The organism is Arthrobacter horti, from assembly GCF_030731045.1.
Taxonomy (GTDB): Bacteria; Actinomycetota; Actinomycetes; order Actinomycetales; family Micrococcaceae; genus Arthrobacter_E; species Arthrobacter_E nanjingensis.
Genome location: NZ_JAVALS010000014.1, coordinates 63,216 through 70,858, shown reverse-complemented (window position 1 = coordinate 70,858; position 7,643 = coordinate 63,216). Strand labels below are relative to the sequence as shown.

Here is a 7,643-nt window from a genome sequence, read left to right as displayed (position 1 = left end):
AGCAGGCAGTCACGTGCCAGGCCCGCAAAGTCGTACCGGACCAGGAAGCAGTTCCGGCGCCGGCAAGGGCATCCTGGAGTGGACCAGCCCCACCGGCCGCGCACACCACGACCACCCACCGGCCCCGGCAACACACACCAGGCCCAACCGCAGCTCCTCTGGACCTGATCCTTGCGACTCTGACCCACCACCCTTCTGACCACTCACCCTCCTGACCTGCCTCAGCGGAGGAGAATCGGCGGCACCCGGAGTGCTCAAATGGAAATGATTCTCATTTAGGTCTAGGCTTGGGGGAGAATCACACCCCTCCCTTCAGGAAACGAGACCTCGCGTGTCCCTCCTCCGCAAGCCACTGCCCACCCGCAGCCGTTCGTTGTCTCTGGCGGCGGCCGGCGTCGCGCTCGTCCTCGGGGCCTCCGCCTGCTCGGCGCCCGCCGGCGGCGCGGCGAACGACGACGGGAAGCTCGCCGTCGTCACCTCCACCAGCGCCTACGGAAGCATCGTCCAGGCCATCGGCGGTGACAAGGTCTCAGTGGAGTCGATCGTGTCCAAGATCAGCCAGGACCCCCACTCCTACGAAGCCACGGCCCAGGACCGGCTCAAGGTCTCCAAAGCCAAGCTCGTCGTGGTCAACGGAGGCGGCTACGACGCCTTCATGGACGGCATGGTCCGGGACGCCAAGCTGGACCCCGCGAATCTGCTGACCGCGGCAGACATCTCCGGGCTGGAGAGCTCCACGCCGGAATCCACCCCGTCCTCCGCGGACGGCCACGATCACGGCTCCTTCAACGAACACGTCTGGTACAGCTTCCCGGCCATGGAGAAGGTCGCCACCTCGGTGGAGCAGCGGCTCTCCGCGCTCGCCCCGGCCTCGGCCGCCGAGTTCAAGCACAACGCCGATGCCTTCCGTGAGCGCCTCGCCGGCCTGCAGGGTACCGTGACCGCGCTGGCCAACGGCAAACACCTCAACGTCGCCATCACGGAGCCGGTGCCCCTCTACCTCCTCGAAGCGGCCGGCCTGCACAATGTCACGCCGGAGCAGTTCACCTCCGCTGTGGAGGAGGGCCATGACGTCTCAGCCACCGTGCTGGACCAGACCCGGAAGCTGTTCTCCTCCAAGCAGGCGGCACTCCTGGCGTACAACGACCAGACCTCCGGTCCCCAGACCGAGGCCGTCCGCGCGGCCGCGACCGCAGCCGGCGTCCCCGTGCTCGACTTCACCGAGACCCTCCCGGACGGCAAGGACTACCTGGGCTGGATGACGGACAACGTCACCGCACTTCAGCAGGCGCTCACCAAGCTTCAGGGCTGACCCGGCCGTGCTCCACGGCGATACAGTGGTACGGCACACACCCCGCGCCGTCGTCGGCGCCTCCACCAGGGAGAGCATGAACCAGCAGCAGAGCGCGCCGGAGGCGGCGGCACCCGTGATGTCCCTGAAAGGGGGCGGGCTCAGTTTCGGGCACCGGGCCCTGTGGCAGGGACTGGATCTGGACATCCGGCCTGGTGAGTTCCTGGCCGTCCTGGGTGCCAATGGCAGCGGCAAGAGTTCCCTCCTCAAGGTTCTTCTGGGACTCCTGCCCCTGAGTGAAGGCCGCCTGGAACGGCACGTGCCCCGCGAGAAACTGGGCTACGTCCCTCAGCAGAAGAACTTCGCCCCGGACACCGCACTGCGCGCCCGCGACCTGGTGGCGCTCGGCGTCGACGGGCACCGCTGGGGCATCCGCCGTGACCGTCGCCGCGTCCACCAGGTGGTGGACGGCCTGCTGGAGAAGGTCGGCGCTCTCGACTATGCGCGGGTCCCCGTCGGCCAGCTCTCCGGCGGTGAGCAGCAGCGCCTGCGCATCGCCCAGGCCATGGCCTCCGATCCTCAGGTCCTGCTCTGCGACGAACCGCTCCTCTCCCTGGACCCCCGTCACCAGAACGTGGTGAGTGCCCTGGTGAACCAGCGCTGCAGGGAAGCCGGGACGGCCGTGGTGTTCGTGACCCACGAACTCAACCCCGTGCTGCCCTACGTGGACCGTGTCCTGTACCTCGCCCAGGGGCGGTTCCGGATCGGCACGCCGGAGGAGGTCATGAACACCGAAACCCTCTCCGAGCTCTACCAGGGTCACGTCGAGGTGGTCCGTTCCCACGACCGCCTTCTGGTCTCCGGCATCCCCGAACAGATCCACCACGAGCAGGAAGAGGTGGACTGAGTGGACCCCAACTCCTTCTGGAGCTCCGTCTTCAACTTCGACAACTACGGCGAGCTGCTGGCCCTGCTGCAGAACTCGCTGTGGGCCGGTGCGGTGCTGGGCGTGCTGGGCGGCCTGGTGGGCGTCTTCGTGGTCAAGCGCGACCTCTCCTTCGCCGTGCACGGCATCTCGGAACTCTCCTTCGCGGGAGCCTCCCTCGCCCTGCTGCTCGGCGCGGACGTGGTGCTCGGTTCCCTGATCGGGTCCGTCGCGGCGGCGCTCCTTCTCGGCCTCATGGGGCTCAAGGCCCGCGAGAAGAACTCCCTCATCGGCGTCCTCATGCCCTTCGGACTGGGCCTCGGCATCCTGTTCCTCTCGCTCTACCAAGGGCGTGCCGCCAACAAGTTCTCTCTGCTCACCGGCCAGATCGTGTCCGTGGACACCGTCCAGCTGGACGCCCTCGTGGTCACCGCCGCCCTGGTCATGGCGGCCCTGGCGGTCCTGTGGCGGCCGCTCAACTTCGCCAGCGACGATCCGGACGTCGCCGCCGCACGGGGTGTCCCCGTGAAGGGCCTGTCCCTCGCCTTCATGCTGATCCTGGGCGTCTCCGTGGCGCTGTCCATCCAGATCGTCGGTGCCCTGCTGGTGCTGGCGCTCCTCATCACCCCGGCCGCCGCGGCGTTCAAGGTGACCGGCTCGCCCCTGCTGGTGGTCCTGCTGAGTGTCGCCTTCGCCGTCACGGCGACGGTGGGCGGAATCCTTCTGGCCCTGGGCGGCAGCATCCCCATCAGCCCCTACGTCACCACGATCTCCTTCACCATCTACCTGGCGTGCTGGGGGATCGGCGCGTGGCGCCGTAAGACCGGGCGCAACGGCCGCCGCCTCCGTGTGGCGGAACAGCGGGCGGCAGAGCCGAAGGGTGTGAGCGCATGACCGAGCGGGACAGCCTCACCGAGCAGGAGAGCATCACCGCGCCGGGCGTCGTCGTGCACGACGCCGAGCGGGCGCGCCTGCAGCGCCGTACCCTTGCCGTCGTCGCGGTCAGCCAGGTGCTGGGCGGTGCGGGTCTCGCCTCCGGCATCACGGTGGGCGCGCTGCTGGCGCAGCAGATGCTCGGATCCGACGCCGCGGCCGGCCTGCCGTCGGCGCTGTTCACCCTGGGGTCCGCGCTCGCGGCGTTCCTGGTCGGCCGGACCACGCAGCGTCTGGGCCGGCGTCCGGGCCTGGCCCTCGGCTTCGGGGCCGGTGCCGTAGGCGCACTCGGCGTGATCCTGGCCGCCATGCTGGCGAACCCGGTGCTGCTGTTCCTGTTCCTGTTCATCTACGGCGGCGGCACGGCCACCAACCTCCAGGCGCGCTACGCCGGAACCGATCTGGCCACGCCGGCCCAGCGCGGACGCGCCGTGAGCATCGCCCTGGTGTCCACCACCTTCGGCGCTGTGGCGGGCCCCAATCTGGTGGAACCGATGGGGAACGTGGCCATGAACCTCGGTATCCCGATGCTTGCCGGCCCGTTCCTCCTGGCCGCCGTCGCGTACCTCGCGGCCGGCGCCGTACTGTGGTTCTTCCTGCGTCCTGACCCGTACCACGTAGCCCAGCGGCTCGCCGCGCAGGTTCCGGATGCCGCGGGTGGCGAAACTCCTGGAGCCGCCCCGAAGCCCGGCCGAGGAGTCTACCTGGCCGCCACCATCCTGGTGCTCTGCCAGATCACCATGACGTCCATCATGACCATGACCCCCGTCCACATGAAGGCTCACCATCATGGGCTGGGTGACGTTGGCCTGGTGATCGCGGTGCACATCGGGTCCATGTACCTGCCATCGCTCGTCACCGGCTGGCTGGTGGACCGGATCGGCCGCATCGCGATGGCGTGGTGCGCGGGCGTGACCCTGCTGCTGGCCGCCGGAGTGGCGGCCACCGCTCCGGGTGATTCGCTCGGCCTGTTGCTCCTGGCTCTCGGCCTGCTGGGGCTCGGCTGGAACTTCGGACTGATCACCTCCACCGCGATGGTGGTCGATGCCACGGCTCCGGAGATCCGTGCCCGCACCCAGGGAAGTGTGGATGTGCTGGTGGCGCTGTCCGGGGCCGGGGGAAGCACCATGTCCGGCATGGTGATGGCGGCGGGGGACTACCCGGCCGTCGCGCTGGGCGGCGGGTTGCTCGCCCTGTGCCTCATCCCCGTGCTGCTGGTGTTCGGGCGGCGCGGGAGCAGTCCTCGCACAGACCCATGATCTCCACGGTGTGGGACACCGCGGTGAAGCCGTGCTCCGCGGCCACCTTGGCGGCCCACGCCTCCACGGCTGGAGCCTCGATCTCCACGGCCTTGCCGCAATTGCGGCACAGCAGATGGTGGTGGTGGCTCTCCGCTTCGCAGCGGCGGTAGACGGCCTCGCCGTCCGTGGTGCGAAGGACGTCCACCACACCTTCATCCGCCATCGACTGCAGAATCCTGTACGTGGTGGCCAGTGACACGGACACCCCGGAGTCCTGGAGGGAACGGTGCAGGTCCTGCGTGCTGACGAAGTCGTCCAGCTGGTCCAGGGCGGCGTCCACGGCGAGACGCTGCTTGGTCACCCGCACCGGTGTACGGGGGCCCGGGTTGTGTTCCACGGCTGAGCATCTCCTTCTCTGGCGGAATCCTGGGACTCCACTTTAACAAGCGGCCGTGCGGGAAAAGTCCCATACGGTCTCGGTCACACTGGGTCCACAGCGTACCCCCTACGTAGGCTGACAGGCATGGCACCGATGAAGACCGTGACACTGGCCGATGGCGAAGTCGTTCCCGCGCTGGGACAGGGGACCTGGTTCCTGGGGGATGACCCCTGGAAGAGGGACGCCGAGATCGCCACGCTCCGCGAGGGCATCGAGCTCGGCCTGACCCTGGTGGACACGGCCGAGATGTACGGTGACGGCCGGAGCGAGGACCTGGTGGGCGAGGCGATCGCCCCCGTGCGTGACCGGGTCTTCCTGGTGGACAAGGTGCTTCCCTGGAACGCCTCCCGCAAGGGCGCCATCCAGGCCTGCGAACGCTCTCTGGAGATCCTCGGCACGGACTGGATCGACCTCTACCTCCTGCACTGGCCCGGCCCGCACGCCGTGGAGGAGACCGTGGACGCCTTCGAGGAGCTGGTGGCCCGCGGGCTCATCGGCTCCTGGGGCATCAGCAACTTCGATGCGGGTTCGCTGGGCGACTTCCCCTCCGCACCGCTGGTCAACCAGGTGCTCTACAACCCGTCCCGCCGCGGCCCGGAGTTCGATCTCTTCCCCGCACAGGCACGTCTGGACCGCCCTGTGGCCACCATGGCGTACTCGCCCATCGAACAAGGCCGCCTGCTGGACGACCCTGTCCTGGAGGGCATCGCAGCGAACCGCGGCGTCAGTGTGGCACAGATCCTGCTGGCCTGGGCCATCCGCTCCGGGGAGGTCATCGCCATCCCCAAGGCTTCCACGCCTGAGCACGTCCGGGACAACGCCCAGGCCGGCTCCCTGCACTTGACGGACCCGGAACTTGCGGAGATCGACCGCGCGTTCCCGGCACCCCGCCGGAAGGTCCCGCTGGAGATGCTCTGAGCCTGACGTGCTGTCGGTGCCCGGGCGTACGCTGGGGGCATGCAGCTGACCAAGTTCACCCACTCCTGCGTCCGCCTGGACAAGGACACCCCTGACGGCGTCCGCACCCTGGTGATCGACCCGGGCACCTTCTCCGAGACCGGAGCCGCGCTTGAGGGCGCCCACGCCGTGCTCGTCACGCATGAGCATGCGGACCACCTCGACGCGCCCGCGGTCGTGGCGGCCCTGGTGACCTCCCCGGCGCTGGAGGTCTACGCGCCTGCCGGGGCGGCGGCGGCACTGCGTGCGGACGCCGCGGCAGCGGGCGCAGCCTCACCGGAGCAGCGGGTGCACGACGCCGGTGACGGGCTCGACGTCGTCGTCGCCGGCTTTGGGGTGAAGGGCTTCGGCAGCCAGCACGCGCTCATCCACCCGGTGGTGCCGCTCGTGGCGAACACCGGTTACCTGGTGGACGGTGTGCTGTTCCATCCTGGGGACAGCTTCACGGTGCCGCACGGCCTGGAGGTGGACACCCTGCTGGTGCCGATCCACGCCCCCTGGTCCAAGATCCAGGAGGTGGTGGACTACGTCATCAGCGTCCGCCCCCGGCAGGCCTTCAACATCCATGAGGCGCTCCTGAACCCGGCCGGCCTGGGCCTGATGGAGGGGCACGTGCAGCGCCTCGGGGCCCGGTACGGCACCGAGTACCGCCACCTTGACCCGGGAGAAGCCGTGCAGCTCGGCTAGGCGGGCAGGTCCCGCCATTCTCCCGGCTCCAGCCATTCCCCCTCGAGCCATTCCCCACTGTCCAGGAAGTGCTCGATGACCTGCGTGTACGGTGCCGGGTCCAGGCCGTTCGCGGCCAGCCATGCGTCATCCTGGTGGCTGCGGGCGTAGCGGCCGCCGGGGTCGCACATGAGCGTGACGACGCTGCCGGTCTCGCCGCGGGCCACCATGCCGGCGATGAGCCGCCACACGCCCCACAGATTGGTGCCGGTGGACGGCCCAGCGTCGAGTTGCGCGTACCGGTTCAGGTGCCGCATCGCCGCGATGGACGCCGCGTCCGGGACCTCCACCATGGCGTCGATGACGGCCGGGACGAAGCTCGGTTCCACGCGGGGCCGGCCGATGCCTTCGATGCGGGACGGCAGGCCGGTAGTGAGCTCCGGGTCCCCGTCGCGCCAGGACGGGAGGAACGCCGAGTTCTCCGGGTCCACCACCAGCAGGCGGGTGTCATGCCGGTGGTAGCGCAGGTATCGGCCGATCGTGGCGCTCGTGCCGCCGGTGCCGGCACCCACCACGATCCACCGCGGGACCGGGTGCAGCTCCTGAGTCATCTGCTCGAAGATGGACTCCGCGATGTTGTTGTTCCCGCGCCAGTCGGTGGCCCGCTCCGCGTAGGTGAACTGGTCCATGTAGTGGCCACCGGTGGTCCGGGCCACCTCCTCCGCGGTCGAGTAGACCTCCGCGGCATGGTCCACCAGGAGGCATGAACCGCCGAAGTCCTCGATGAGGCGGATCTTCTCCTGACTGGTGCTGCGGGTCATGACCGCGATGAACGGCAGGCCGAGGAGCCGCGCGAAGTAGGCCTCGGAGACGGCCGTACTGCCACTGCTGGCCTCCACGATGGTGGTGCCGGGCCCGATCCAGCCATTGACGAGGCCGAACAGGAAGAGTGAGCGTGCCAGACGGTGTTTGAGGCTGCCGGAGCGGTGCGTCGACTCGTCCTTGATGAACAGTTCGATGCCCCACTGTTCGGGCAGAGGCACGCCATAGAGGTGCGTGTCGGCGGAGCGGTTCGCCTCCGCGGTGATCTTCCGGATGGCCTCATCGGCCCAGGAACGCTCGTCGGACCGGACCACGTGGGGGAACTCTGCTGCACTCACGGGGTCAAGGGTATCGCGGGCATAGAGTTGC

Annotated in this window: 8 protein-coding genes; 6 read left to right on the top strand and 2 right to left on the bottom strand. The window is 69.0% G+C overall.

Going from position 1 to position 7,643, the window contains the following annotated elements; genetic code table 11:
* Positions 1-331 precede the first annotated feature (331 nt).
* From Q9R02_RS14755 to Q9R02_RS14740, 4 genes are all read left to right on the top strand, one after another.
* On the top strand, positions 332-1,312 hold the full coding sequence (locus Q9R02_RS14755) for a metal ABC transporter solute-binding protein, Zn/Mn family (RefSeq protein WP_305997459.1): 981 nt from the start codon (positions 332-334) through the stop codon (positions 1,310-1,312).
* Between the two features lie 76 nt (positions 1,313-1,388).
* Positions 1,389-2,198 (top strand): metal ABC transporter ATP-binding protein, encoded by an 810-nt coding sequence (locus Q9R02_RS14750; protein WP_425279289.1) that lies wholly within the window; start codon positions 1,389-1,391, stop codon positions 2,196-2,198.
* Positions 2,199-3,110, top strand: coding sequence for a metal ABC transporter permease (locus tag Q9R02_RS14745; protein ID WP_305997458.1), 912 nt, complete (start codon positions 2,199-2,201; stop codon positions 3,108-3,110). It begins immediately after the preceding gene.
* Positions 3,107-4,408, top strand: a complete 1,302-nt coding sequence (locus Q9R02_RS14740; RefSeq protein ID WP_305997457.1) for an MFS transporter — start codon at positions 3,107-3,109, stop codon at positions 4,406-4,408. Before Q9R02_RS14745 ends, Q9R02_RS14740 begins: the two co-directional genes overlap by 4 nt.
* Here the strand turns inward: Q9R02_RS14740 and Q9R02_RS14735 are convergent.
* On the bottom strand, positions 4,350-4,787 hold the full coding sequence (locus Q9R02_RS14735; protein WP_305997456.1) for a Fur family transcriptional regulator: 438 nt from the start codon (positions 4,785-4,787) through the stop codon (positions 4,350-4,352). The genes Q9R02_RS14740 and Q9R02_RS14735 overlap by 59 nt on opposite strands.
* 126 nt (positions 4,788-4,913) lie before the next feature.
* On the opposite strand from Q9R02_RS14735, the gene Q9R02_RS14730 reads away from it, so the two are divergent.
* Positions 4,914-5,747, top strand: coding sequence for an aldo/keto reductase (locus tag Q9R02_RS14730; protein WP_305997455.1), 834 nt, complete (start codon positions 4,914-4,916; stop codon positions 5,745-5,747).
* A 39-nt stretch (positions 5,748-5,786) separates the two neighbouring features.
* Positions 5,787-6,473: an MBL fold metallo-hydrolase gene (locus Q9R02_RS14725; RefSeq protein WP_305997454.1), complete on the top strand. Its 687-nt coding sequence runs from the start codon at positions 5,787-5,789 to the stop codon at positions 6,471-6,473.
* Here the strand turns inward: Q9R02_RS14725 and Q9R02_RS14720 are convergent.
* Positions 6,470-7,612 (bottom strand): PLP-dependent cysteine synthase family protein, encoded by a 1,143-nt coding sequence (locus Q9R02_RS14720; protein WP_305997453.1) that lies wholly within the window; start codon positions 7,610-7,612, stop codon positions 6,470-6,472. The genes Q9R02_RS14725 and Q9R02_RS14720 overlap by 4 nt on opposite strands.
* Positions 7,613-7,643: the final 31 nt, after the last annotated feature.